Genomic DNA, 25,545 nt, shown 5'->3' with positions numbered 1-25,545 from the left:
ATACTGTTCGACAGGTAACGGACGTAGCGGAGGTCACCATGGGTTCAGCTGGACGCGCAACGGATTACGACGTTCTCATCGTCGGTTCGGGCTTCGGTGGAAGCGTCACCGCGCTTCGGCTGGTGGAGAAGGGATACCGCGTCGGAATCCTGGAAGCCGGGCAGCGATTCGAGGACAAGGACTTCGCCAAGAACAGCTGGGATCTCAAGCGCTTCCTGTGGGCACCCAAGCTGGGTCTCTACGGCATCCAGCGGGTGCATCTGCTGCGCGACTGCCTGATCCTCGCCGGTGCAGGGGTCGGCGGCGGATCGCTGAACTACGCGAACACGCTGTACAAGCCGCAGGCACCGTTCTTCGAGGACAAGCAGTGGGCGCACATCACCGACTGGAGCAGTGAGCTCTCCCCGTTCTACGACCAGGCCACCCGCATGTTGGGTGTCGTGCGTAACCCGCACATGACCCCCGTCGACGAGGTGATGAAGTCGGTGGCCGAGGACATGGGCGTTGCCGACACGTTCATTCAGACCCCGGTGGGCGTGTTCTTCGGAGACGAACCCGGTAAGACCGTCCCGGACCCGTACTTCGGTGGTGCCGGCCCCGAGCGCACCGGATGTATCGAATGCGGCGAGTGCATGACCGGTTGCCGCCACGGAGCCAAGAACACCCTGCTGAAGAACTACCTCGGCCTGGCCGAGCGCGCAGGAGCCGAGATCGTGCCGATGACCACGGTCACCGGTCTCGTTCCCCGATCCGACGGCACCTGGGACGTCGACACCGAGCGCACCGGAGCGCGTCTGCGCAAGGGTCGCAAGACGTACAGCGCTGCCAATGTCGTGCTGGCAGCCGGCACGTGGGGCACGCAGAACCTCCTGCACAAGATGAAGGACACGGGCACGTTGCCGCGGTTGTCGGACACTCTCGGTGAGCTGACCCGCACCAACTCGGAGTCGATCGTCGGAGCCGCGAAGTTGGCGGTCGATCCGAACATGGATCTCACGCGCGGCGTCGCCATCACGTCCTCGTTCCACCCCAGCCCCAACACCCACATCGAACCGTGCCGCTACGGCAAGGGCTCCAACGCGATGGGCATGCTGCAGACCTTGATGACCGACGGCGGAGGAAGGATTCCGCGCTGGCTCAAGTTCGTCTTCGCGATGATCGCGCATCCGATCCAGTTCGTCCGTGTCGTCAACGTCCGGCACTGGAGCGAACGGACCATCATCGCGCTGGTGATGCAGAACCTCGACAACTCGATCACCACGTTCACCAAGCGGGGCCCGTTCGGCCGCAAGATCTCGAGCCGTCAGGGACACGGTCAGCCCAACCCGACGTGGATTCCCGAGGGCAACGACGCCACTCGGCGCATCGCGAAAAAGATCGGCGGCGTCGCAGGTGGGACGTGGGGCGAGCTGTTCAACATCCCGCTCACCGCACACTTCCTCGGTGGGTGCGCTATCGCCGAGGACGCCCAGCACGGCGTCATCGACCCGTACCACCGCGTCCACGGCTACCCGACTCTCAGCGTGGTCGACGGTGCGGCAGTCTCGGCCAACCTCGGAGTCAACCCGTCGCTGACCATCAGCGCGCAGGCCGAGCGGTCGGCGGCTCTGTGGCCGAACAAGGGCGAGTCGGACCTGCGTCCGGCGCAGGGCCAGCCCTACCAGCGCCTCGATCCGATCGCTCCGAACTCGCCCGTCGTGCCCGTCGACGCACCCGGCGGCCTGCGGCTGCCGATCGTGCAGATCAGGTCCGGTTCGGCGGCCATGCCCGTCGAACATTCGGGTGTCGCGTGAGCGATTCGGGTGCTGCGAGTACACCGAAGCCGTCCCACTAGACTGACCAGGTGACCGACTCCTCTGCACACGATCCCGCACACGCACGGCCGGTTCTGGTCGTCGATTTCGGAGCCCAGTACGCACAGCTGATCGCCCGCCGGGTGCGCGAGGCCAGCGTGTACTCCGAGGTCATCTCGCACACCGCGACCGCCGAGGAGATCGCCGCCAAGGATCCCGTTGCTCTGGTGCTGTCCGGAGGGCCGTCCAGCGTCTACGCCGAGGGTGCACCCGAACTCGACTCCGCCCTGCTCGAACTGGGCGTCCCGGTCTTCGGTATCTGCTACGGCTTCCAGGCCATGGCGCAGGCGCTCGGCGGAACCGTCGAGCACACCGGAACACGTGAGTACGGGCGTACTCAGCTCAGCGTCGACGGCGGCCGCCTGCACGACGGTCTGCCTTCCACCCAGCCGGTCTGGATGAGTCACGGTGACGCGGTCACCGCTGCTCCCGACGGCTTCACCGTCACCGCGACCAGTGCCGGTGCTCCGGTTGCTGCCTTCGAGAACGAAGAGAAGCGGATGGCGGGTGTGCAGTACCACCCCGAGGTACTCCACTCACCACACGGACAGCAGGTCCTGAGCCGATTCCTGCACGAGACCGCCGGAATCAAGCCGGACTGGACCGCCGCGAACATCGCCGACGCGCTGGTCGACGCCGTCCAGGAACAGGTCGGTCCGACGGGTAAGGCGATCTGCGGCCTGTCCGGTGGTGTCGATTCCGCGGTGGCCGCGGCGCTGGTGCAGCGTGCGATCGGTGATCGGCTCACCTGTGTCTTCGTCGACCACGGCTTGCTGCGCGCAGGCGAGCGGGAGCAGGTGCAGCAGGACTTCGTAGCCGCGACCGGTGCCAAGCTCGTCACCGTCGATGCCGTCGACACCTTCCTCGGCGCGCTCGAAGGGGTGTCGGACCCCGAGGAGAAGCGCAAGATCATCGGCCGCGAGTTCATTCGCAGTTTCGAGGGTGCCGTTGCCGAGGTGCTGGGCGAGAACGCCGAGCACGGTGATTCCGTCGAGTTCCTGGTGCAGGGCACCCTGTACCCGGACGTCGTGGAGTCCGGTGGCGGTTCGGGTACCGCGAACATCAAGAGCCATCACAACGTCGGCGGACTGCCCGACGACCTGCAGTTCGCGTTGGTCGAGCCGTTGCGGGCGCTGTTCAAGGACGAGGTGCGCGCCGTCGGACGCGAGCTGGGCCTGCCCGAGGACATCGTCGGCAGACAACCGTTCCCGGGACCGGGACTGGCCATTCGCATCGTCGGCGAGATCACCGCGGACCGACTGGCCACGTTGCGTCACGCGGATTCGATTGTCCGAGAAGAGCTTACGGTCGCGGGCCTGGATCAGCAGATCTGGCAGTGCCCGGTGGTGCTGTTGGCCGACGTGCGCAGCGTCGGCGTGCAGGGAGACGGTCGGACCTACGGCCACCCCATCGTGTTGCGTCCGGTGTCGAGCGAGGATGCGATGACCGCGGACTGGACCCGGTTGCCGGACGACGTGCTGGAAACGATTTCGACTCGGGTGACCAACGAGGTTCCGGAGGTCAACCGAGTCGTACTCGACGTCACGAGCAAGCCGCCGGGCACCATCGAGTGGGAGTAGCGGGTTCAGTGCTTTCTGCTGGGACCCAGCAGTAAGGCCGCGCCCACCACGACCGCAGCGATGACGAACACCCAGCGGAACTGAATCTCGGCCAGGGCGGTGACGGCGTCCTGGCCGATCAGCGCGGCGATCGCCACGATCAGCGCGGCGAGTCCGGCGAGGAACAACGGAGCCGATGGGCCCTGCCTGCTCGAACTCTGTGCCGCGGTGTCCGAAGAACTGTCTCCGTGGCCGTATTCGGTGTGAATCCCGTTGTCGCTCATTGCTGCACCACTTTCAGTTCTCCGAATGTCGCATCGCCTTCGATCGTCAAGACCGGCGCGTCGGGTCGTGCGTCCTTTCCAGCGCGGACGCCGGGATCACCGCACTCGGCCGAACCGAATTCGGCGTTGCATTTCGTCTCGATGCTCATCGTGCTCGGTACGGTCACCACGGCACTGCCGAACGTCACATCGATCGCCACAGTCTTGTTCTGGGTGAGTGTCAGGCCGGTGAGGTCGAGGTCCAGTTCACCGAAGCCGACGTCATAGGCGGGGGCAAGTGCGGCGGCGGTGAGCGGGGCAACCCGTTGCGCGCCCGACACACTGTCGTCCAGATTCACCGGCCCGACAACCGATGCCAGGATGACGAACCCGGCCAGCGGCGCGCCGACGACCAACAGGCCGTAGCCCTTTCGGAGAAATGCACCCAGGATCAGACCCACTGCGATGATCGACAACGCGACGGCACCGACGCGGCCCGGAGTGATCCAGTCGGAACCTGTCAGAGCTCCGAGTCCGGTGGTGACGGCAGCGCCGAGCAATGCTAGGCCGAGAAAGCTTGCCGTCCAACGCGATCGACGCTTACGTTCGATCGCTGCCGGTGGGAAGGTGCCGGCCGGTTCGGGGAGGTCCCACGCAAACGGTGCCACTCCCAACGGGTCCCACGACGGAGGTGTCACGGCCTGGGGTGTGGTCGGAACGGCAGTGGCAGAAATACTTTCGGCACGTGTGCTCTTGGTGAGGTCGACGGTCGGTGCACTACCGGATTCCGATACCGGCTGCGGTGTCGGCTCGTAGCTCTTGGGCAGCGTCGTGTACGGGGTGTACTGCTCGTACTGGAACTGCGGCGGCCGGTATTGCGCGGCGGACCACTGCTCCGCGGAGGTGGTGGACGAGCCGAACGGGGTCGGTGCGTACTGCTGCCGGGTGAATTCCGCTGTTCGCAGGTACGGCGGCGGCTCGGGGCAGCGCTGGTGAAGCAACCACAGTCCGCCGAGCATCGCCGCGAGAGAGATCACGCCGGATCCGCCGAGTCCCACACCGGCCGGACCGAGTGTCGACAGTGCGATCACCAACGCGACCGCCACGACGACGGTCTTCGTCGTCGAATCGGAGCTGTGCCCGCGGCCCACCATGGATTCGACCCCCGAGGCGGAGTCGCCGGCGCGGCTGAGGACCAGCCAGGCCGCGAGGTACAGCACGATTCCGGTGCCGCCGAAGAGGGTGGACACGACGAATGCGACCCGGATCAGTACGGGGTCGACGTCGTATCGGTAGCCGATACCGGCTGCTACACCCGCCACGTGTCCGCGTTGCGGCAAGCGGTGCGGACGGGTGCGCCACATCTGCTGTAGCTGATCCGAGACGGTCACGTTGTTCATGATGACCATCGTGTCGGCTCGAACCTCGGAACACATCAGGGATTCCCCTGATCTCGTACCCCGGACTTGCACCCGGGTCTGTTGCAGGCCGAAAGATCAGGGCGAACCCTGATGCGGTACCGCCCTCGGCCGTGCCAGGATCGTGGGCGTGCACCCTGTCGACAATCCAGCCGTTGACGCCGCCGTCGGCGCGTCCGCCGCGCCCGGTGCTGCGCCGTCGACCCGTCCGCTCCCGCCGCACCCTGTCGTTGCGTCGGGTTCGGCTTCTCGTGCAGCGTTGGAACGGTCGGCCCCCGCACCGTATCGGCGCCGCGGCGGCGGTCGTATCGTCGGCGGCGTCGCGGGCGGACTCGCCGATCATCTGGGTGTCGACGTGTTCAAGATCCGGGTGGCGTTCGCGTTGCTCGCGGCGTCAGCCGGTGCAGGGATCGTTGCGTACGGCCTGATTTGGATGTTCACCCCGGTCGGTGACGACACGGCACGCCCGAGCGCTACCGAGCGGCAACGAGCATTGGGACTGGCCGCCATCGGCCTCGGACTCGCCGTCGGGCTGGCCTGGTTGCTCAGTGGTACTGCGGCATCGGTTGTCGTGCCGGTCGTCGTGGTCGTCGTCGGTGCTGCCCTGGTGTGGCGAGAATTCGATGCCGAGGGGCCGCGGACGGCGCTGGGGCTGCCCAAGCAACCGACCGTGCTCAGCTGGGCTCGTGTCGTCGGCGGCGCGACGTTGATCGTCCTGGGCCTGGCCGTGGTGGTGTTGGCCCGCGTCGATCTCGCGTCGCTTCGGTCGTCCCTGTTGGCGGTGGTGGTCACCCTCGTCGGAGTCGGTCTGTTGACGGTGCCGATCTGGTTGCGGACCTGGCGTGCGCTCGGGGCCGAGCGATCGGCGCGTATCCGAAACGACGAGCGTGAAGAGATTGCGTCGCATCTGCACGATTCGGTGCTGCAGACGCTGGCGCTCATTCAGAAGCAGGCGGATCGGCCGCAGGAGGTCATGCGGCTGGCGCGTGGGCAGGAGCGAGAACTGCGCAAGTGGTTGTTCGACGGCGGCGACACAGACAATTCGAGCTTGGCCGATGCGCTCAAGACCATCTCCGGCGAGGTCGAGGATCAACACGGCGTGACGGTCCGTCCCATCACGGTCGGGGACGTGCATCTGTTGCCGGACGACGTCGAATCGGGGCTGTCGCGCGAGAGCTTCACCGCGCTGCTGGGGGCCACTCGTGAAGCTCTGGTCAACGCGGCCAAGCATTCCGGTGAGACCAACATCGATCTGTTCGCCGAAACCGAACCCGAGCAGGTCAGTGTGTTCGTCCGCGACCGCGGTACGGGTTTCGACGAGTCTGCGGTGCCCGAGGACCGACAGGGACTGGCCAAGTCCATCCGTGGACGAATCGAACGCCGCGGCGGTTCCGTACAGGTGCGGTCCACAGTCGGTAAGGGAACCGAAGTACGAATCTTCATGCCACGCAACGGCGGGGCAGTGACCACCGAATCCGAATCCAACCATCAGGAGCAGCCGACGTGACCGACCCTTTCCGCGTTTTTCTGGTCGACGACCACGCGGTGTTTCGCTCGGGAGTACGCGCCGAACTGGGCCGTGAGGTGGACATCGACGTCGTCGGGGAAGCAGGCGGAGTCGCCGAGGCGGTGTCGGGGATCGATTCCACCAAGCCCGACGTGGTGCTGCTGGACGTGCACATGCCCGACGGTGGTGGCGTGGCCGTGCTCAACCGAATCGCCGAGGGCCCGGTGTGCTTGGCGCTCAGCGTGTCCGACGCAGCGGAGGACGTCATCGCCGTCATCCGGGCCGGCGCGAGGGGGTATGTCACCAAGACCATCTCCGGCTCGGAACTGGCCGATTCCGTCCGACGCGTAGCCGGGGGAGACGCGGTGTTCAGCCCGCGTCTTGCCGGCTTCGTCCTCGACTCGTTCACCGGCCGCAGCGCAGCGCCCGAGCCGCCGTTGGATCCGGAATTGGATTCGTTGACGCCCCGTGAACTCGAAGTGCTGAGGTTGCTGGCGCGCGGCTACACGTATCGGGAGATCGCCGAGGATCTGTTCATCTCGGTCAAAACCGTCGAAACGCACGCGTCCAATGTTCTTCGGAAGACCCAGCAATCGAACAGGAATGCACTGACGCGGTGGGCGCACAAGCGTCGAATCGATTAGGCCGTCTGCGTTGGGCTTGACCTTCGACCGACGGGAAGCTTCAGGATTTCGGCATGACTGATTCGGACGAAGAATTCCTGACCATCGGTGTGTTCGCGCGCGAGAGCGGGCTGACCCCCAGCGCGCTGCGGTTCTACGACGATTGCGGCTTGCTGGCCCCGGCGTCCATCGATGCACAATCGGGTTATCGCTACTACACCCGCGCACAATCGCAGCGGGCGAACATCATTCGCCAGCTGCGCGAGATCGGGCTGCCACTCGACAAGGTTGCCGCTGCCCTCGACGGCGATGGAACTGCCGCCATCGAAATCGTGGATCGACACGTCGAAGCTCTGGCTGCACAGGCGCGGGCGGCAGCCGAGGCAGCAGTGTCGATTCGCCGACTGTTCGACCAGAAAGACTGCACGGCAACGGTATCAGCCGAGGATTTGGCCTCGGCGATGGCGCAGGTCTCGTCGGCGGCCGGGACGAGCGAAGAATTTCCGGTACTGCAGGGCGTACTGATCGAGGTGGACGGAAGCAGTGTCACCCTCACCGCGACGGATCGGTATCGATTGTCCACGCGCAGTCTCGTCGCGCAGTGCTCGCCCGGATTACCGTGGTCGCGAATCGTAGCCGTCGGATCTCTCGAGGCCGTCCCCGCGTCGGGCACCCTCGTGCTGACGCGAACCGAGGAGTCGATGGTGATCGACTCCGACGGTTCTCGGGTGCCGGTGAACACGGTCGACGGTGAATTCCCCGACTGGCGCACGATGATGGACGGTCTGGCTCCGACCGTGACGAGGGTTGTGCTGCAACGAGATTTCGTTCCCGTCGACGGCAGTACCCTGCGTATCGAGGCCGGGCCCGACGGTTTCTCGGTCGATGGTGTTCCGGTTCCTGCACGGGTGACCGGTTCACAGAGCGTTGTGTTCTTCGATGCGGCCGTTCTGCAGGCCGCCGTTGCATCGGCCGTCGGACCGGATCTGATGCTCGATATCGCTGCACCGGATCAACCGATGCTGGTGCGTTCCGCGGTCGACGGCGCTCTGACGACGTTGGTGATGCCGGTTCTCGGCTGAACGGACGGAGTGTGCGGGAGTTGTTACAGCAACAGGACGACGGCCAGGATCAGAAGAATCACGACCACGACGAGTCCGCCGAGGACGGCCGTTGCCGGGATGGACGTCCGGTCGCCGATGACGTCCTCGATGCGCATGAGTGCGTCCTGGACCGGGTTCTTTCTCTTCTTCGGCAGGTCGAACGGCGGCGGTGAGTACGAGGAGGGAGTCGGATCCGTTCGGCTTTCTCCCGGTTGCACGGCGGGCAGACCGGCGATGGTGCGTCCGAATTCTCGGGACGGTCGACGAGATTCCGAGACGGGAGTCGACCGTCTCGCCCAGGCGGGGACGACGCCGTCCGCTGAGGTCAGAGGTACTCCGCGCAACTGAGAGATAGTGCCGCGCTTGCTTATTGCGGCAAGAATGATCTCGTCACGGGCCTGCGCCATGGTGGGGCGTCGAGCTGGATCGGGCTCGAGCATGTGCAGTAGTGGGCCGGTGAGGTCTCCGCTGCGAGTGGGAGAGATGATCTGCCCCTTGGCAACTCGGTGCAGGAGCGCAATCGAATCGTGATCGATGCCGAAGGGCGGCGCACCTTCCATTGCGGTGTACAACGTGGCACCGAGGGAGAACACATCGCTGGCCGCAGTGGGGTCCTGGCCGCGGGCGACCTCGGGGGCGAAGTATGCGGGGGTGCCGGTGATGACGCTGTCGTCGGCTTCCTCCACGTCACCCTTGGCTCGAGAGATGCCGAAATCGCTGATCTTGACGATGCCCAGATCCTTGCCGCGGTCGGCGATCAGAATGTTGCCCGGCTTGATGTCGCGATGCACGATTCCGGCGTCGTGTGCTTCGGTCAGGGCGTCGGCGATCTGCGCACCGATCTGAGCGACTTCGAACGGTGGTAGTGAGTCGGTGACGCCGAGCGCCTGCGCGAGGCTGCGTGAGGACAGGTATTCCATGATCAACCACGGCTCGCCGTCGACGAGAGCGACGTCGTGCATCGCGATGGCGTGTGGGCTCGACAGGCGGGCCGCGATCCGTCCTTCGCGCATGGCCCGGTTGCGCACGTCCACTGCCTGTTCCGGGGTCAATCGGGTGGTGGAGGTGACCTGTTTGACGGCCACCTGCCGGTGCAGAAGGGTGTCGGTGGCGAGCCAGACCGCGCCCATGCCGCCACCGCCGAGCTTGCCGGCGAGACGGTATCTGCCGGCGAGGAGGTAGTCGGGCCCGACTCCCCGTCGAACACGCTGCTGATCGGTCACGTCCACAGGTTAGTGGACGATGCCGCGGTGTGCCCGCAGCAGCGGTACTACCGCCTCTACCAGGGGCTACGGCATCGCCTTGACGAGTTGCCGTCCGAACGGCTTTACTGGGTGCAGATCGAAATTGTGTTCGAATACGTCACTTCCCGCGTCCGTCGAACACCGGTGTTTCGGCTCGATTTTTCATGCAGTGAAGGGGAGTGACATGTCTGTTTCCGAGGCTGCAGCACAGGCTTCCGTACCGCCGGATGCGCTCGACGGGTTGTCGCTTCCCGAGCGGGTGGCGCTGCTACGCAGTCGGATGGCTGCCGTACCGTCTCGCGGTGAAACGGCCTCGGTGCGCATCGAGAGTTCTGCTTCCGTTCGTCCCCGCCCTACCGACCCCGATTCCGACCCCGATTCCGACGTCGTCAACGGCTCGGAGCAGGTGTCGATACCGACCCGTAGGCGGCCTGTTCTTCCGGTGCCGTCGGCGCTGATGGAGGTTCTTCCGCACGGTGGTCTGGTGCGCGGAACGGTGGCCTCGGTGTCCGGTGCCGGTTCGTTGTTGATCGGGTTGGTGGCCGCGGTGACCGGTGCCGGTGGCCATGTCGCCGTCATAGGTCAGCCCCGCTTCGGGCTGCTGGCTGCGGTGGAGATGGGCGCGCAACTGAGCAAGTTGGCTCTGATTCCCGATCCCGGCCCCGACCCGGTGGAAGTGGCGGCGATCCTGCTCGACGGCGTCGATCTCGTCGTCCTCGGTCTCGGCGGCCTGTCGGTACCACCGACTCGGGCCAGGGCAGTAGTGGCGCGCGCCCGCAGCAAGGGGTCGACGTTGGTGGTGACCGACGGGCACTGGGACGGAGCCGAGCTACGACTCGACGCGTCGGTGCACGGTTACGACGGCCTCGGCACAGGCCGTGAGCTGGGGCGTGGCCGGCTGCGCGGGGTTCGATTGTCGGTGTGCGCGCGGGGTAAAGCGATGCGTCCTCGTACGGTTCGATTCGACTTGCGTGCGGAGAACGGCCGCATCGAATGGCATGCCGAACAGCAGGAGTCGAATCCGTTGTCGATCGCGGTCTCGACATGAGTACCGGCCAGTCCAACCGTGTTCTGGCGCTGTGGTGTCCCGACTGGCCTGCCGTCGCCGCAGCAGCTCAGGCCGATCTACCGGCGACGCATCCGGTGGTCGTCACGTCGGCCAACCGGGTCGTCGCCTGCTCGGCCACGGCACGGGCGTCGGGCATCAAGCGTGGCCTACGTCGCCGGGAGGCGCAGGCGCGGTGCCCCGACGTGCATGTGGCCGTTGCCGATACCGATCGTGATGCACGCCTGTTCGAGCCCGTGGTCTCGGCTGTCGCGGCCATTGCCCCCGGCGTCGAAGTGCTGCGGCCGGGCCTGTTGGTTCTTGCAGCGCGTGGTGTCGGACGGTACTTCGGTACCGAGCATCGCGCCGCGGAGCGGTTGATCGACGAAGCGTCGGCTGCCGGTGTCGAATGTCAGATCGGGATTGCCGACGAGTTGTCCACCGCAGTCGTCGCCGCGCGGTACGCACAGGTGGTGCCGCGCGGCGGTGGTGCCGGGTTTCTTTCGCCGTTACCGATCGCCGAACTCTCGGCGGAGCCCAGTATGGCCGCGGCCGATCGTGGTGAACTGGTGGATCTGTTGCACCGCTTGGGTTTACGCAGAATCGGGGACTTCGCTGCCCTGTCTCCGTCGGATGTGGCATCGCGATTCGGTACCGATGCCGTACTGGCGCATCGCAGTGCCCGCGGTGAGCCCGAAAGGCCGCCGTCTGCCCGTGCTCTGCCTCCCGACCTGGATGTGGAGTATCTGTGCGATCCGCCGATCGATCGGGTGGATGCAGCCGCGTTCGCCGGGCGCGCATTGGCCGAGCAGCTGCACACCAAGCTCGCCGCGGCTGCTGTTGCGTGCACTCGGTTGCTGGTGCACGCCAGTACCGGCAACGGTGAGAATCTGTCGCGAATCTGGCGGTGCGCCGAGCCGTTGACGCCGGAGGGCACGGCCGATCGCGTGCGGTGGCAACTCGACGGCTGGATCACCGGACGCAGCGAGAACAAGCCGACGTCGGCGATCACCGTCCTGCGCCTCGAGCCGATCGAAGTGGTGGCAGCGGGGGAGTTGCAGCTGGGTTTGTGGGGCAGTGTCGGTGACGAGGACGACAGGGCGCGTCGGGCGTTGGTACGCGTTCAGGGTCTGCTCGGCGGCGAATCGGTGCTCGGGGGTGTTCTCAGCGGTGGACGCGGGCCGGCCGAGCGGATCACGTTGCGTCCACTGGGGGACGAGCTGGTGCCGCTGTCCGATCCATCGGCCCCGTGGCCTGGCCGACTACCCGAGCCGGCACCGGCGGCGGTGATCGAGACACGCCCGGCAGTGACGCTGATGAATCGGGCGGGTTCGGGAATCGGCGTCACCGACCGCGGTGTGTTCGATGCGCCACCCAAGAGATTGCGGTGGGGGACCAAGGAATGGGAGTTGACGGGCCTGGCCGGGCCGTGGCCCGTCGACGAACGGTGGTGGGACAGCGGGCAAGGATCGACGGGGCCGACGGCGCGGGCACAGGTGGTGCTCGACGACGAGAGGGCGTTGCTGCTGGTGTTCGACGACGGTCTGTGGCGGGTGGAAGGAATCTACGAGTAGGAACCGCTACCGTCGGGGAAATGCAGATGATGTCCGAGACGGTCGACCTCGATGGCGTCGACATCGCGTATCGCTCGTTCGCGCCGCAGGAACACACGAGTGCGGAGCCAGTGATGCTGGTGCACGGCATGGGCGGAGACAGCGGAACCTGGGATCGCTTCGCTCGGGCTCTGACCGCGCACGGTCGCCGGGTGATCACCGTCGACCTCCGAGGGCACGGCAAAAGTGCCCACACGCCCACGTACGAGTTCGACATGTTCGGCGGTGATCTCCTCGCCCTGATCGATCACCTCGGGCTCACCGAAGTCGATCTCGTCGGGCATTCACTCGGTGGATACGCGGTCTCGCTCGTGGCGCAGCGTCGCCCGTCTCTCGTCCGACGCCTGGTTCTCGAAGAACTTCCGATACCGATCAGGCCCGGGGACGCCCCGCCGACCCTGACCGGCCGGATGCCGTCGGTCACCGAACTCTGGCATGCGGCGACCAGCGTTGTTCTGCATCCCCGTGCGGTACTCGCGTTCGATCGATCGATGACCGCCACTGCTCTCGAGCAGTTCCGTCGGCCGAACCCGCGGTGGTGGGAGTCGTTGGCCGACATCACTGCTCCGACGTTGGTACTCCGTGGAGGTCCGGGCGGCATGGTCGATCCGGTTCGGCTCGACGCGATGGTAGCGAGCATTCCGAACTGTCGAGTGGAGGCATTCAGGACCGGACACAGCATCCACCGCGATGGCTACTTAGCCTTCGAAGCGGTAGTTCGTCCATTTCTGACGCAGTAATCTGCTCTCATGTCGCTGACTGTGCTGGATCGGAAGCTACTGGGATGGTCGGCGTTGTTCGTCGTCTCCCAGGCCAATATCGCCCGGTTGCTCGGGCCCGCGGCACCGAAAGTGCTTGCCGTGCAGACGGCCTGGTCCGAACAGCGGTACCGGCAGATTCTGGCGAGCATGGACGAGACGGAAATCGCCCGCTTCCGCAGTCATTATCTGCCCGACTTCGTCCACCCGGCCATCTATGCCATCGCACTGCGTGCGGGTGCGAGGAGCTTGGCTACGAAGACTCCGCTGAGCCCTGCAGTAACGACGGCATTGGCCGTCGCTCCCGTGGCCTCCGCTGCCGGTGACTACATCGAAAACATCGTCGGGCTGATACTGGTGGACAACCGAGAACAGATCTCCGACACCGTCGTACGGGCCACCACCGTGGTCAGCACCGTCAAATGGATACTGGCCATCGGCTCATTGACATACCTGAGTCAGGGATTTCTGCGAGTGTGGGCACAGACGCCCCGACGATAGTCCCCCGAGCGCATTGCCGCGTCGTCGAGCAATTGAACAGAGACATGATCACTATCGATTGCCGAGCTGGGGCCACGGCGCGTTGCGGGTAGATGTACGTCTACCAAGAACCTATTTCTCGACCTATGTCGGTAGGCGGTAGGAACAGGTGGACTGTAGGCATGAACAATCTTTTTCGAGCCTGCGCCGCAGCAACCCTCATCACTACAGTGCTGGCACTGTCGAGTTGCTCGCCCACTGCGAAGCAATGGACCGAGACATTCGAACTCACCGGCCAGCGATTGGATGTCGTGAACTACAACGCGAACATGCCAGTCGATACCTCGGAACAGGTGGGCATCGCGGAAGTGGTGGTCACTGTGCGCACCAAAACCATCGGAAAGAACGCGAGCACTCCGGACTGGTCGCTAGAGGGTGCCACTCTGAACTTGGACACACCGTGCGATGGAGGCATGGTCGGCTATTGCGAAGGAGGCTACTCGATCGTGGTTCCGGCCGGGACCACGGTCAACCTCAACGGCTATCCCGTGGAGACCGACTAGAACGGTACTCATCCTGAGCTCGAAGATACGCGAGAACTGCTGCGACTCTTCGATTTCGATCACTGTTCGGTGCAATGTCGAGTTTCATCATTACGTTCCCCACATGCTTGACGACGGCTGCTTCGCTGATGAACAACATTCGCGCGATGGCAGCATTCGAGTGCCCTTCTGCGACTACGACAAGAACATCGTGTTCGCGTGGAGTCAGTGCGTCGAGAGGATCACGCTTCCGATCGATCATCCGAGTGATGACAGCAGGATCGATGGCGGTGCCGCCGGACTCGACGCGTCGAAGGGTGTCGACGAATTCCCGAACGTCGCCGACTCTGTCCTTCAGCAGATATCCGATTCCAGCCTCGCCTGCGCCGTCGAGCAACTCGGCCACATAACTCTGTTCGATGTACTGACTGAGTACGACGACCGGCAATGTCGGGTTCTCCTGACGCAACTCGAACGCAGCAGCGAGGCCCTCAGATCCGAAGTTCGGCGGCATTCTGACGTCTGTGATGACGAGGTCCGGGCCGTACCGGTAGCACGCAGACACCAGTTCGCTTGCCGAACCGACGGCAGCAACGGTATGGAAACCATTGCGCTCCAACAGCATCTGCAGTCCTTCACGCAGAAGCGTGTTGTCTTCGGCCAGAACTACCCGGATGCTGCGCGACGTAGGAGCACCCATACATGTCATTCCGAACTCCCTCGACGAACCATGATGAAAATATCGGTCGGTCCGCCCACCGGTGATTCGACTGCGAGAGTGCCGTTCACAGCCGCGAGACGGTCGCCGATACCCTCCAGGCCTCCGTTGCGCTTATGTCGATATCCGGCACCACCACATCCATCGTCGTGAACCGTAATATGAACATTCTGCTGCAAGATTTGCATTAGGACGTCGGCGCAACGCGCAGAGCTGTGTTTGACGACGTTCGAAAGTAACTCCGACACACAGAAGTAGAGATTGGTTTCGATGTGGGCCGGTAAACGTTGGCCGAGCTGGTCCTTTACCGTGACCGGAACGGCGAAATTGTCAGCAAATTCGTTGATCGCGGCACCGAGGCCGTGGTCGATGAGCACTCGAGGGTGAATGTTGCGAACAACTCGTTGCAGATTATCGAGGCTCTTGCGAGCTTGCTGCTGAGCGTGCACAACATCCTCACGCCCCGCAGTACCTGTGGGTAACTCAGCGAGTGCGAGGCCCAGCGACATACTGACAGATAGCAGTTGCGGCTGAACCGCATCGTGTAGATCCCGCTCGATGCGTCGACGTTCAACGTCGAAGGCGCGGACCACGCGTGCACGCGATTGCGCGGTTTCGTTGAGATCGTGCCGCAATCGGTTCTCCGGTCTGGTCAGAACCTGAATCACCAGTTCCGCGTGGAAACGGGCAAAGCAGGGTGATGCCCGCACAGCCAGGGCGAGCAGGACACAGCCGACCGTAGCCGCGACAACGCTTTTCGTCACGGTGTCGATAATTACCGGACCGATCACGGCGCGGTCTCCGGTGAGCGTGAGGTAGGGGCTCGCCAACCCCACAATCGACCCTGTCACTGCAAGTAACCCCGCGACCGTGACGGCTCCACCGAGGGTGACCATCACGATGCTGTAGGCAAGTGGCCGGATCAACGACTTCGGCTCGTACAGTGATATTTCCACTGTGCTCGTCACTGATTCGGTACTAAACGCAACAGCTTTCGCCGAGTCAGCCCGCGCGAGTAAGGCCGATACGATCGGTAGACCGATTCCCAGTGCGACCAACCCCGCAGTCGCGAGTGCACCGACGCTGACGGCGTCGAACCTGGAGCTGGTAGCGGCAATGAGTATCGGGGTACCGAGTAGGGCAGTTGCGGCCACCGCGAGCAGCGTTCGCGTAGCTGCAGCGGCAATGTACTGCATTGCACGAAGCGACCCGAGGAGGTGCTGAGCTGAATCTGCCGTCGATGGACTCACTCGAGCATTTTAGGTTCCACTGCTCGGTCGCACGGTATGGCTGGCTCTACCTTTTTTGCTTCGGCAGGAGGCGGGGTTGTTCAATACCGCTCGACACTGTTCACGATCAACTGGCGAACAGTAAGTCGGCCGATCTTTACTCCCCTGGTATCGGTATTCATCGAGCGTGACGGTGGGCGGTCTATCGACTCCGCCCGAGCAGCTCGTCCCCCAGCGAAGTGCGTACGTACAACACCGATCGTCCCTGTCTGACGCGTCGCACCACCGCTGCTTCGCGCAGAACGCGAAGATGCTGGCTCGCTGCGCTGGGTGAGACGGCCAGTGCCGCAGCGAGTTCCCCGGTGGTGGTGGGCGCATCGAGCAGCGTGAGAATCGTTGCACGTTGGGTGCCGAGAAGATTGGTCAGCGCCCGGTTCGGAGCTGTCCGCCCCATGTCCCACACTGCGCCTCGCCCGCGGGCCGGATACACCAGGGAGGGAGCTCGCGTCGGGCTCGTCTGCGTGATCGCGCCGTGCACGAACACCGACGGAATGAGAGGAAGTCCACGTCCGTCGACGTCGACCCACACCTGGTCCTCTAGCCTGTCGACCCACAGCACGCCATCGTCCCATCGGACACGAGAATCGAGATGCTCGAACATCTTTCGTGCCCCGAAGTGCGAAAGCTGTTGCGCGCGGTAGTCCAGATCGCCATCCAATACTGCTCGGATCCTGGACCAGTCGGGTTCGAGGCACGTTGCCCAGTAGTGCGAGAGCGCATGGACTGCACGGGTGCGCACCTCTCGGGCCGGACCGACGAGGACCGCAGGAATGTCAGCGGAGAAGGCGGCCGCGATATCGCGTCGCATCTCCGTTGCCGGTGTTGCCCCGACAACAGCGATCTCGTCGTCGAAAGCCGGCGACTGAGTGGGCGGTCGGGGTGCGAGGAAATCCGGGATTCTCCCATCGGGAGAGACCAGCGCCGTCAGCATCTCGGTGTCACACTGCTGCCATGCCGATCGGACGCGTCGTCGCCAGGGCTCGTGCAGCGGGTGCCGGTTCGGAGCGGTCCATGTGCGCAGGCTCAGGACCGTCTCGAACAGAGGCGAGACGGTCAGTGACGTGTCCGCCAAGTCGGCGGCCCGAAGATGCAGAGCCAACATGTAGCCCCACACTAAATGGTGGACGCCCTCGGTGTGGCTCGCTGTACTCGTTCACATGCCTATCGACTTTCGTGATCCGCGCAACAACAACACCTACTCGAACCGTGAGGCCGACTCCTCTTGGAGCGACGCCGTCGTCCGTATCGTCGATCCGGTCGGAGCGCACGTGGTCGATCTCGGGTGCGGCGGCGGAACCTATGCGCGGGCATGGCGTTCTATGGGGGCGAGTGTGACGGCGATCGATTCGAGTCCGCCGATCCTCGAATCGGCCCGACGCTCGTCGCCCGAAGACATCGAATTCGTCTGCGCTGGTGCCGAGCACACCGGCTTGCCCAACGGACAAGCCGACATCGTGTTCGCTCGCGCCCTCGTTCACCATCTGCCCGACGCCTACACAGTGGCGCTCGAGTCTGCTCGGCTTCTACGACCGGGTGGGACGGTGATCATCCAGGACCGCACGGCCGAGGACGCCGGGCTGTCCGGCTCTGCAACCAACCCGCGCGGCTATTTTTTCGACGCCTTTCCACGGCTGATGGACATCGAACTTCGACGACGGCATGGCGTCGACGATGTCCGTGACGCGTTGTCCCGAGCTGGATTCGTCGATGTCGCTACGCAGCAATTCTGGGAAACCCGTCGCCGCTACTCCGGCCGTGACGAATACCTCGACGAAATCGCGGGCAGAACAGGCCGCTCGATCCTGCACGAACTCTCCGACGTCGAACTTACGGAGTTGGTCGAGCATCTGAGGGCTCGCCTGGCCGAAGGTGAGTTGATCGAACGCGATCGCTGGACCCTGTGGACTGCCGTGGCCCCCTGACGTGCACGTCACCAACTGGTGCCGGGTACCAACCTGCCGATGCGGCGGACGACCTTGCCTATACGCGCGCTGGGGGTCGACGGGTCGTACGGCCGAACCCGATAGGGCGCTTTCCCGTCTTCGACGGGTACCGGCGTTTCGCCCTTGGCGGCGGCCGACTCGGCGAATTTTCGGTAGTGCTGATGCATCGTGCGATCTTTGCCCTTGGGGCTGAAGATGGCCCCGAACTGTCCGAGTGTTCCCAGTGGGGTGTCGATTCGCTTCGGCTTGTCGCTCAGCGCGCGGATGACGATCGCGGCCGCCTTCTCCGGTGAGAAGACAGTGCCGACGTTCTTGTCGCCCGTCGGGGTGATCATCGGGGTGTCCACCAGCGGCATGTGAATGGTCGTGTAGGTGATTCCGTCCGAGAGCGTCTCTGCTGCAGCAACATCGGTGAAACCGTCGAGTGCTGCCTTGCTCGCCACGTACGCCGAGAACCGAGGAGGGTGCCCCAGCACTGCAGCGCTGGAGATGTTGACCACATGCCCGAAGCTGCGTTCGCGCATGTGCGGCAGTAGCGCCAACACCACACGAATCGCTCCGAAGTAGTTGACGGCCATGGTGCGTTCGTAATCGTGCAGTCGGTCGGTGGAACGGTAGAGCGCGCGGCGAATGGATCGGCCCGCGCTGTTGACGAGCATGTCCACATGCCCGTGGTCGTGCAGTATTGCTTTCACTGTTCGTTCGACCGACTCGCTGTCGGTGACATCGCACGAATACCCATGAGCGACATGGCCGTCGGCGCGAATCTGCTCGACGACCTCGTCCAACTGATCTTGGCCGCGCGCGAGCACGATGACCACCGCTCCTTTTCGCGCTGCGGCCTCCGCACTGGCTCTGCCGATACCGGAGGACCCGCCGGTGATGACGATGTGGCGTCCGAACAGCGGACCGCGTGGATCGTCTCGGCGGTTGCGTTTGGGGTCGAGATTCTCCATCCAGTATTGCCACAGGCGGTCGGCGTACGTCCGCAGCGGCGGCGGTGCGATGGAGCTGCCCTGCAATGCTTTCTGTGTCGTTGCGGACTCGAAGACGGTCGGCAGAGTTAGATGATCGAGCATCACCGGCGGCACGCCCAGATCGCGAAGCGCAGCGTTGCGTTGTTTCCGAACCGCTGCGGATGTGGGTGACACCACGGGGGCAACCAGCTTCCCTGGGATGTCGACGATTCTGGCGCGGGATCCGGCAGCCGAAGAGAATGCGGAGTACACCTCGGCCATCGACTGAGGCTCCGGATTCACCAGGTGAAAAACGCTGCCGGACGGGGTGTCTCGGTGAACCAGTTCCACGATGGCGTCCGCGACGTAGTCGACCGGAACCAGGTTGGTGTGTCCGATCTTGGGTACCGTGATCGGCAGGAACGGAGGCAGTTTCGCCAGCTCGGCGAACAGTGGAAAGAAGTAGTACGGGCCATCGATCTTGTCTGTCGCGCCGGTCTCGGAGTGTCCGACCACGGCAGCGGGGCGGTACACCCGCCAGTCTGCGGAGCTGCCGCGAACCAGTTTCTCGGACTCGAACTTGGTGCGGTGATACGCCGTCGGAAAGTTCTGCCCCTTGTCGAAATCGTTCTCGGAGAACGTCCCTCGGTAGTCACCTGCCACTGCGATCGACGAGATGTGGTGCAGACGAGCGCCGGTCCTTTTTGCCAGTTCGACCACCGACGCTGTTCCGGCGACATTGGTCGGGGTTTGCTCGTCTCCCGCCGTGAGGTCGTAGACGGCACCGAGATGCAGAATGTGATCGACGTCGGCCGGAACGTCTTTCAGACCGAGCCCGGGTTCGACGAGATCGCCGATCAGTGGGCGGATTCTGTCGCCGCCGTCCAGATCGTCGGCCAGCTTCTCGAGTCGAGCGACCGATTGCGGTCGAACGAGTACATGGACGAGGGCGTCCGCATCACGTCCGAGAAGTCGGGGCAGCACGTTCTTGCCCAGAAACCCGGTACCGCCGGTCACGATGTAGCTCGCCATGCGAGGCGACCTTACTCCTCGGTAAGTTTGACGGCTAGTGCCCCATACCGGCCTTCTCGTGCACCTTCTTCATCCACGCCGGGGCCCACCAGTTGGCTTCGCCCATGAGCTTGACCAAGGAGGGCACCAGCAGCATGCGGATGATGGTGGCGTCGATGATCAGCGCCAGAATCACGCCGAAGCCGAGGAACTTCATGATCGACAGGCCCGAGATCGTGAACGCTCCGGTGACGACGATCAGGATCAGGGCCGCGGCAGTGACGATGCGTCCGGTGCGTTGGGCTCCGAAAATGACGGCCTCCTCGGTGGAAGCACCTGCCGAGCGCGCTTCCACCATCCGAGACATCAAGAACACTTCGTAGTCGGTCGACAGGCCGAAGATGACTGCGAGAATGAGTACGACGAAGGTCGACTCGAGCGGACCGGGCGTCACTCCCAGCAAGCTTGCACCGTGACCTTCCTGGAACACCCAGGTCAGTGCTCCGAAGGTCGCTGCCAGGCTCAGCCCGGCCATGAGAACTGCTTTGATCGGCAGCACTATCGAGCCGAAGGCCAGGAACAGCAGGACCAACGTCGAGATCACCATGATCGCGATCATCACCGGCAGCCATTTCGCTATCGCGGCATTACCGTCGTCGACGTTCGCGCGTCCGCCGCCGACGAGGATTTCGGTGCCGTCCGGTGGAGTGATCGCTCGGAGGGCAGTCACCGCATTCGATTGGGACCGAGCCTCGGTCGTTCCGTCGCTGGGTTCGCTGTAGGACGCCTGGAATGCCACCAAATCGTCCTTGGATCCGAGGAATTCGGCTCGGGCCACGCCGGGGGTGGTGTTCATCGCTGCGGTCAGTTCCGCAACGGGCGGGCCCTGAGGCTTGACGCCGTCGAGACTCCGCAGCACCACGGTGGCACCGTCGCCGGTGGACTCGAAGTCGGTGGCGAGGGTTTCGAAGGCTGCCCGTGCCGGGTCGTTCTTCGGTAGTGCGGTGTAGTCGACCTCCCCCAGGGAGACCTTCAGAATCGGGGTGGCGACAATCAACAAGCCGGCGACGATGACGGCGGCGACGATTCCTGGATTCTTCATCACTCGGGTGACGACACCACCCCAGAACTTGTGTGCGCGTGCGTCGCTGCGGTCCGAGGCGGTACGCGACCAGGTCCAGGAGTTGATGCGAGTGCCGAGAAGGGCGAGCAGGGCGGGCACCGCGGTCAGGGACAGCAGGGCGGCGCTGGCCACCGCGGCCATGGCACCGAAACCGAGGGATCGGATCACCGCCTGCGGGAAGACCAGCATGCCCGCGAACGCGCAGATCAGGAGCAGTCCGGAGAAGACGACGGTGCGCCCTGCAGTGGACACGGTACGTACGGTCGCCTCCATCGACGACGACCCAGTGCGGAGTTCCTCGCGGAATCGACTGACGATGAACAGTCCGTAATCAATGGCCAAGCCGAGGCCGAGCAGCGACGCGACGTTGATCGAGAACGAGCTCACCTCGGTGAATTCGGTGAGCACCCGCAGGATTGCCAGCGAGCTGAGCACACTGAGAATCCCGACGAATACCGGTACCGCTGCGGCGATCACGCCACCGAAGATGAAGACGAGAAGCAGAAGTGTGATGGGGACGGCGATGATCTCCGAGCGCACGAGGTCTCGCTCGAGGGTTTGGCTGAGCGAGACTCCCACGACCGATGCGCCGGCGAATTGCGACTCGATGCCGGGGACGACGAGTTGTGGAGGTAGCTCACCGAACGTGTTGAACGTAACTCCCGATTTCGCACCGAGGGAGATCGTCACCAGTGCTTTGGTTCGGTCTTTCGAGACCAGGAATTCCTTGGTCACCGGGTCTGCGGTCCAGTAGGAGTTCACGTTTCCGAGGGTGTAGCGGCTGCGGAATTCGTCGAGTGTCGACTGCACCTGTGGTCCGATGTCGTCGATCGTTCGTCCGTCGGGTGCGGTGTAGATCGCGACGATGTCGGGGGTCGGTTGGCCGATGCCCTGGACCAGCCGCGCGACCTGTGACGATTCGCTGCCTGCGTCGGCGTATCCGCCCTCGCTCAGTTTCGAGAAGACGCCCAGTCCCAGCACGCCGCCGACGGCTACGACCGCGACGACGACGGCGAGCACCCATCGCTTGTGCGATACGACGAACGATGCCCAACGCGTCACAACTGTGCTCCGGCTCTGTGGAAGGGGTGAGTAGCGATTCGACTGTAGTTGATCGTGTCGGACCCTCGTGTTCTCATTAGAACAAGTGTTCGACGATGTGTGTGACGGTGTGAAGGAGGTGGTCTCGATGGGATGGAACGACGGGCCGCCCACCTGGTCGGAAATGGAGCGAGTCCTCTCCGGGCGCCCCAAGCCGGTCGTCGAAGGCGATGGGGGCGACAGCCCGGCGTGGTCGCGCAAACGCGACGCCTACCAGGGTCGCCGGCTCGATTCGGTGGGGCCGTCGACACCGTACGCAGAACTGCATGCGCATTCTGCGTTCAGCTTTCTCGACGGCGCATCGCAGCCGGAGGAAATGGTCGAGGAAGCGGTGCGTCTGGGACTCGAATCCATTGCGATCACCGACCACGACGGCTTCTACGGCGTCGTACGTTTCGCCGAGGCAGCACGAGCCCTCGGCATCGGAACGGTGTTCGGTGCCGAGCTGTCGCTCGACACCCACCGGTCCAGGGCCGGAGCGACCGATCCCGACGGTACGCATCTTCTGGTGCTCGCTCGTGGACAGGAAGGGTATCGACGGCTGTCGCGTCGGATCGCGGCCGCGCATCTGGCCGGCGGAGTCAAGGGTGAGCCGCGGTACGACGTGGACGAACTCACCGAATCGGCGGGAGGGCACTGGCAGATCCTGACCGGTTGTCGCAAAGGGCATGTCCGCCAAGCGCTCTCGCGGGGTGGGCCGGAGGCGGCCGATCTCGCGCTGCGTGATCTGGTCGATCGGTTCGGGGCCGAGCGCGTCACCGTCGAGCTCACCAGGCACGGTACTGCCGACGACGACGAGCGCAACGACGCTCTCGCGGCCCTGGCTCGCCGGTACGGTCTGCCGATGATCGCCACCACGGCGGCGCACTACGCCAGTCCACGTAGCCGAAGGTTGGCCATGGCGATGGCTGCGGTACGTGCCCGGAGCAGTCTGGACGAGGCGGCAGGGTGGCTGGCACCGACGGGTGGTGCACATCTGCGGTCGGGGGCGGAGATGGCGGAGCTGTTCGAGCACTATCCCGGTGCAGTGCGCGGTGCCGTCGAACTGGGTCGAGAATGCACGTTCGATCTGAAACTGATTGCGCCTCGTCTCCCACCGTTCGAGGTGCCCGACGGTTACACCGAGATCAGTTACCTGCGGCGGCTCACGTTCGAGGGTGCTGCCCAGCGGTACGGCCCGCAGTCGGCGAACCCGGCTGCATATTCGCAGTTGGAGTACGAGCTCGACATCATCGAGCGGCTCGAATTTCCGGGCTACTTCCTGGTGGTGCACGACATCGTTCATTTCTGCAAGACCCACGACATTCTGTGCCAGGGGCGAGGTTCGGCGGCGAACTCGGCCGTCTGCTACGCCATCGGAATCACGAACGTCGATCCGGTTGCCAACAAGTTGCTGTTCGAGCGGTTTCTCGCACCCGAACGCGACGGACCACCCGACATCGACATCGACATCGAGTCGGATCGGCGGGAAGAGGCCATTCAGCATGTGTACGCCAAGTACGGCCGAACCCATGCCGCTCAGGTCGCCAACGTCATCACCTATCGCGGGAAGTCCTCGGTACGAGACATGGCCCGCGCTCTCGGGTTCTCCCAGGGACAACAGGACGCGTGGAGCAAGCAGATCACCCGGTGGTCCGGAATCGGCGATCAGGACGGCGACGGGATCCCCGATTCCGTTCTCGACCTCGCCCGTCAGATCGAGGGCTTTCCGCGTCACCTCGGCATCCATTCGGGAGGAATGGTGATCTGCGACCGACCGATCGCCGACGTGTGCCCGGTGGAATGGGCGACGATGGAGAATCGCAGTGTGCTGCAATGGGACAAAGACGATTGTGCCGCAGTGGGTTTGGTCAAGTTCGACATGCTCGGGCTCGGGATGCTCTCGGCTCTGCATTACATGATCGACCTGGTCGCCGAACACAAGGGCATCGAGATCGACCTCGCCTCGATCGACCTGTCCGAACATGCGGTGTACGAGATGCTGCAACGGGCCGATTCGGTCGGTGTGTTCCAGGTCGAGTCGCGGGCCCAGATGGCCACTCTTCCGCGGCTCAAGCCGCGTAATTTCTACGATCTCGTCGTCGAGGTCGCCTTGATTCGTCCCGGTCCCATCCAAGGTGGCTCGGTGCACCCGTACGTCAAGCGGCGCAACGGACTCGAACCGGTCACCTTCGATCATCCGTCGCTGAAGAAAGCTCTCGATCGAACTCTCGGCGTGCCGCTGTTCCAGGAACAGCTGATGCAGATGGCCATCGACGTCGCGGGCTTCAGCGCCGCCGATGCCGATCAGCTGCGTCGCGCCATGGGATCGAAACGGTCTCCGGAGAAGATGGAATTGCTTCGTGGACGGTTCTACGACGGAATGCGTGATCTGCACGGCATCACCGGTGCAGCCGCGGATCGAATCTACGAAAAGCTCTCGGCGTTCGCCAACTTCGGCTTTCCCGAGAGCCATTCGCAGAGCTTCGCCTCGTTGGTCTTCTACTCGTCGTGGTTCAAGCTGCACCATCCGGCGGCGTTCTGTGCTGGTCTCCTTCGTGCTCAGCCGATGGGCTTCTACTCACCTCAGTCTCTGGTGGCCGATGCCAGACGGCACGGCGTGGTCGTGCACGGTGCTGACGTCAACGCCAGTCTCGGTCATGCAAATCTCGAGGCAGACGGTCTCGAGATCCGCATGGGTTTGGCGGACGTGAAGTTCATCGGGACGACACTTGCCCAGAAGATCGTCGACGCGCGAGATGCACACGGGCCGTACACCTCGTTTCTGGATCTGACGGGACGCGTCGAACTGTCGGTGGCGCAAGCGGAAGCACTGGCCACGGCCGGCGCGCTGGGGTGTTTCGGCATCACTCGTCGAGAGGCGTTGTGGGCTGCCGGAGCGGCCGCGGGGGAGCGGCCCGGTCTGCTCCCCGGCGTCGGCGCATCGACGAAAGCGCCTGCGCTGCCGGGTATGACGGACCTCGATCTGGCGTCGGCCGATGTCTGGGCAACGGGAGTGTCACCCAATTCCTACCCCACTCAGTTCTTCCGGGATCGGCTGGATTCCCTCGGCGTGGTGCCCGCGAATCGGCTGCTGAAGATCCCCGATGGCGACCGGGTCCTCGTCGGCGGTGCAGTGACGCATCGTCAACGTCCGGCGACCGCGGGAGGCGTCACGTTCATCAACCTCGAAGACGAAACCGGCATGGTCAACGTCGTGTGCTCGGTGGGGTTATGGGCGAAGTACCGCAAACTCGCAATCACCGCTCCGGCGTTGCTTATTCGAGGCAAAGTGCAGAATGCCGAGGGGGCGGTGACCGTGGTGGCAGACCATCTGCAATTGATGGATCTGCGAGTTGCGTCCCGATCCAGAGACTTTCGCTGATTAACTTCCGGCCTGCCCGCGCGTCATCGAGC

The 25,545-nt window shown here is 64.2% G+C and carries 20 protein-coding genes; 12 read left to right on the top strand and 8 right to left on the bottom strand.

Features of this window, described 5'->3' with window-relative positions; translation table 11 throughout:
- Window positions 1–38: 38 nt before the first annotated feature.
- A complete protein-coding gene (locus VF34_RS20240; protein ID WP_032400130.1) occupies window positions 39–1,793 on the top strand; it encodes an FAD-dependent oxidoreductase in 1,755 nt (584 codons plus the stop codon).
- A 50-nt stretch (window positions 1,794–1,843) separates the two neighbouring features.
- On the top strand, window positions 1,844–3,433 hold the full coding sequence (gene guaA / locus VF34_RS20235; RefSeq protein WP_045841988.1) for a glutamine-hydrolyzing GMP synthase: 1,590 nt from the start codon (window positions 1,844–1,846) through the stop codon (window positions 3,431–3,433).
- A 5-nt stretch (window positions 3,434–3,438) separates the two neighbouring features.
- Here the strand turns inward: guaA and VF34_RS20230 are convergent, their stop codons facing one another.
- Window positions 3,439–3,696 carry a hypothetical protein gene (locus VF34_RS20230; protein WP_032374666.1) on the bottom strand — a complete coding sequence of 86 codons (258 nt, stop codon included), beginning with the start codon at window positions 3,694–3,696 and terminating at the stop codon, window positions 3,439–3,441.
- Window positions 3,693–5,075, bottom strand: a complete 1,383-nt coding sequence (locus tag VF34_RS20225) for a PspC domain-containing protein (RefSeq protein ID WP_032374691.1) — start codon at window positions 5,073–5,075, stop codon at window positions 3,693–3,695. Before VF34_RS20225 ends, VF34_RS20230 begins: the two co-directional genes overlap by 4 nt.
- Window positions 5,076–5,352: 277 nt before the next feature.
- Between VF34_RS20225 and VF34_RS20220 the strand changes: the two genes are divergently transcribed.
- Genes VF34_RS20220 through VF34_RS20210 form a run of 3 tightly spaced genes read left to right on the top strand, consistent with a single transcriptional unit; the run spans window position 5,353 to window position 8,305 of the window.
- Window positions 5,353–6,600: a sensor histidine kinase gene (locus tag VF34_RS20220; RefSeq protein ID WP_045842100.1), complete on the top strand. Its 1,248-nt coding sequence runs from the start codon at window positions 5,353–5,355 to the stop codon at window positions 6,598–6,600.
- Window positions 6,597–7,244 carry a response regulator gene (locus tag VF34_RS20215; RefSeq protein ID WP_032365604.1) on the top strand — a complete coding sequence of 216 codons (648 nt, stop codon included), beginning with the start codon at window positions 6,597–6,599 and terminating at the stop codon, window positions 7,242–7,244. The genes VF34_RS20220 and VF34_RS20215 overlap by 4 nt, the downstream gene beginning before the upstream one ends.
- 53 nt (window positions 7,245–7,297) lie before the next feature.
- Window positions 7,298–8,305 carry a DNA polymerase III subunit beta family protein gene (locus tag VF34_RS20210; RefSeq protein ID WP_032374665.1) on the top strand — a complete coding sequence of 336 codons (1,008 nt, stop codon included), beginning with the start codon at window positions 7,298–7,300 and terminating at the stop codon, window positions 8,303–8,305.
- A 23-nt stretch (window positions 8,306–8,328) separates the two neighbouring features.
- On the opposite strand, the gene VF34_RS20205 is transcribed toward VF34_RS20210, so the two are convergent.
- A complete protein-coding gene (locus tag VF34_RS20205; RefSeq protein ID WP_174557273.1) occupies window positions 8,329–9,549 on the bottom strand; it encodes a serine/threonine-protein kinase in 1,221 nt (406 codons plus the stop codon).
- A 205-nt stretch (window positions 9,550–9,754) separates the two neighbouring features.
- Between VF34_RS20205 and VF34_RS20195 the strand changes: the two genes are divergently transcribed.
- The 5 genes from VF34_RS20195 (at window position 9,755) to VF34_RS20175 (ending at window position 14,029) form a co-directional block, all read left to right on the top strand.
- Window positions 9,755–10,618 carry a hypothetical protein gene (locus VF34_RS20195; protein WP_032400129.1) on the top strand — a complete coding sequence of 288 codons (864 nt, stop codon included), beginning with the start codon at window positions 9,755–9,757 and terminating at the stop codon, window positions 10,616–10,618.
- A complete protein-coding gene (locus VF34_RS20190; protein ID WP_027496378.1) occupies window positions 10,615–12,189 on the top strand; it encodes a DNA polymerase Y family protein in 1,575 nt (524 codons plus the stop codon). Before VF34_RS20195 ends, VF34_RS20190 begins: the two co-directional genes overlap by 4 nt.
- A 20-nt stretch (window positions 12,190–12,209) precedes the next feature.
- On the top strand, window positions 12,210–12,968 hold the full coding sequence (locus VF34_RS20185; protein ID WP_032374662.1) for an alpha/beta fold hydrolase: 759 nt from the start codon (window positions 12,210–12,212) through the stop codon (window positions 12,966–12,968).
- A 9-nt stretch (window positions 12,969–12,977) separates the two neighbouring features.
- Window positions 12,978–13,487 carry a hypothetical protein gene (locus VF34_RS20180; RefSeq protein WP_032374661.1) on the top strand — a complete coding sequence of 170 codons (510 nt, stop codon included), beginning with the start codon at window positions 12,978–12,980 and terminating at the stop codon, window positions 13,485–13,487.
- A gap of 161 nt (window positions 13,488–13,648) precedes the next feature.
- A complete protein-coding gene (locus VF34_RS20175; protein WP_155289595.1) occupies window positions 13,649–14,029 on the top strand; it encodes a hypothetical protein in 381 nt (126 codons plus the stop codon).
- Here VF34_RS20175 and VF34_RS20170 read toward each other — a convergent pair.
- The 3 genes from VF34_RS20170 to VF34_RS20160 form a co-directional block, all read right to left on the bottom strand.
- On the bottom strand, window positions 14,001–14,717 hold the full coding sequence (locus VF34_RS20170) for a response regulator (RefSeq protein ID WP_230593016.1): 717 nt from the start codon (window positions 14,715–14,717) through the stop codon (window positions 14,001–14,003). The two genes, VF34_RS20175 and VF34_RS20170, sit on opposite strands and share 29 nt — an antisense overlap.
- A complete protein-coding gene (locus VF34_RS20165) occupies window positions 14,714–15,682 on the bottom strand; it encodes a sensor histidine kinase (RefSeq protein ID WP_196249570.1) in 969 nt (322 codons plus the stop codon). Before VF34_RS20165 ends, VF34_RS20170 begins: the two co-directional genes overlap by 4 nt.
- 475 nt (window positions 15,683–16,157) lie before the next feature.
- Window positions 16,158–17,117, bottom strand: coding sequence for an ArsR/SmtB family transcription factor (locus tag VF34_RS20160; protein ID WP_032365676.1), 960 nt, complete (start codon window positions 17,115–17,117; stop codon window positions 16,158–16,160).
- Window positions 17,118–17,172: 55 nt separating this feature from the next.
- Between VF34_RS20160 and VF34_RS20155 the strand changes: the two genes are divergently transcribed.
- Window positions 17,173–17,937 (top strand): class I SAM-dependent methyltransferase, encoded by a 765-nt coding sequence (locus VF34_RS20155; RefSeq protein WP_032365597.1) that lies wholly within the window; start codon window positions 17,173–17,175, stop codon window positions 17,935–17,937.
- A gap of 8 nt (window positions 17,938–17,945) precedes the next feature.
- Here VF34_RS20155 and VF34_RS20150 read toward each other — a convergent pair whose 3' ends face one another.
- Together VF34_RS20150 and VF34_RS20145 are read right to left on the bottom strand one after the other, a co-directional pair.
- Entirely contained in the window at window positions 17,946–19,946 is a 2,001-nt protein-coding gene (locus VF34_RS20150) for an SDR family oxidoreductase (protein ID WP_032365596.1), read from the bottom strand.
- 34 nt (window positions 19,947–19,980) lie between these two features.
- Window positions 19,981–22,110 carry an MMPL family transporter gene (locus VF34_RS20145; RefSeq protein WP_032374659.1) on the bottom strand — a complete coding sequence of 710 codons (2,130 nt, stop codon included), beginning with the start codon at window positions 22,108–22,110 and terminating at the stop codon, window positions 19,981–19,983.
- A 127-nt stretch (window positions 22,111–22,237) separates the two neighbouring features.
- On the opposite strand from VF34_RS20145, the gene VF34_RS20140 reads away from it, so the two are divergent.
- Window positions 22,238–25,513, top strand: coding sequence for an error-prone DNA polymerase (locus VF34_RS20140; protein WP_045842098.1), 3,276 nt, complete (start codon window positions 22,238–22,240; stop codon window positions 25,511–25,513).
- The last annotated feature ends 32 nt before the right edge of the window (window positions 25,514–25,545 follow it).

This window comes from Rhodococcus sp. PML026, from assembly GCF_000963615.1.
Lineage (GTDB): Bacteria > Actinomycetota > Actinomycetes > Mycobacteriales > Mycobacteriaceae > Rhodococcoides > Rhodococcoides fascians.
The sequence above is the reverse complement of the archived record's forward strand: the minus strand, read 5'-3'. Positions and strand labels throughout refer to the sequence as shown.

What these genes read in the sequence shown, in the direction of transcription:
- VF34_RS20230 (WP_032374666.1), bottom strand. Translation starts at nt 3,696, where the DNA reads ATGAGCGACAACGGGATTCACACCGAATACGGCCACGGAGACAGTTCT.
- VF34_RS20190 (WP_027496378.1), top strand. Translation starts at nt 10,615, where the DNA reads ATGAGTACCGGCCAGTCCAACCGTGTTCTGGCGCTGTGGTGTCCCGAC.
- VF34_RS20170 (WP_230593016.1), bottom strand. Translation starts at nt 14,717, where the DNA reads ATGACATGTATGGGTGCTCCTACGTCGCGCAGCATCCGGGTAGTTCTG.
- VF34_RS20210 (WP_032374665.1), top strand. Translation starts at nt 7,298, where the DNA reads ATGACTGATTCGGACGAAGAATTCCTGACCATCGGTGTGTTCGCGCGC.
- VF34_RS20195 (WP_032400129.1), top strand. Translation starts at nt 9,755, where the DNA reads ATGTCTGTTTCCGAGGCTGCAGCACAGGCTTCCGTACCGCCGGATGCG.
- VF34_RS20240 (WP_032400130.1), top strand. Translation starts at nt 39, where the DNA reads ATGGGTTCAGCTGGACGCGCAACGGATTACGACGTTCTCATCGTCGGT.
- VF34_RS20150 (WP_032365596.1), bottom strand. Translation starts at nt 19,946, where the DNA reads ATGGCGAGCTACATCGTGACCGGCGGTACCGGGTTTCTGGGCAAGAAC.
- VF34_RS20155 (WP_032365597.1), top strand. Translation starts at nt 17,173, where the DNA reads ATGCCTATCGACTTTCGTGATCCGCGCAACAACAACACCTACTCGAAC.
- VF34_RS20175 (WP_155289595.1), top strand. Translation starts at nt 13,649, where the DNA reads ATGAACAATCTTTTTCGAGCCTGCGCCGCAGCAACCCTCATCACTACA.
- VF34_RS20225 (WP_032374691.1), bottom strand. Translation starts at nt 5,075, where the DNA reads ATGAACAACGTGACCGTCTCGGATCAGCTACAGCAGATGTGGCGCACC.
- VF34_RS20180 (WP_032374661.1), top strand. Translation starts at nt 12,978, where the DNA reads ATGTCGCTGACTGTGCTGGATCGGAAGCTACTGGGATGGTCGGCGTTG.
- VF34_RS20160 (WP_032365676.1), bottom strand. Translation starts at nt 17,117, where the DNA reads ATGTTGGCTCTGCATCTTCGGGCCGCCGACTTGGCGGACACGTCACTG.
- VF34_RS20185 (WP_032374662.1), top strand. Translation starts at nt 12,210, where the DNA reads ATGCAGATGATGTCCGAGACGGTCGACCTCGATGGCGTCGACATCGCG.
- VF34_RS20140 (WP_045842098.1), top strand. Translation starts at nt 22,238, where the DNA reads ATGGGATGGAACGACGGGCCGCCCACCTGGTCGGAAATGGAGCGAGTC.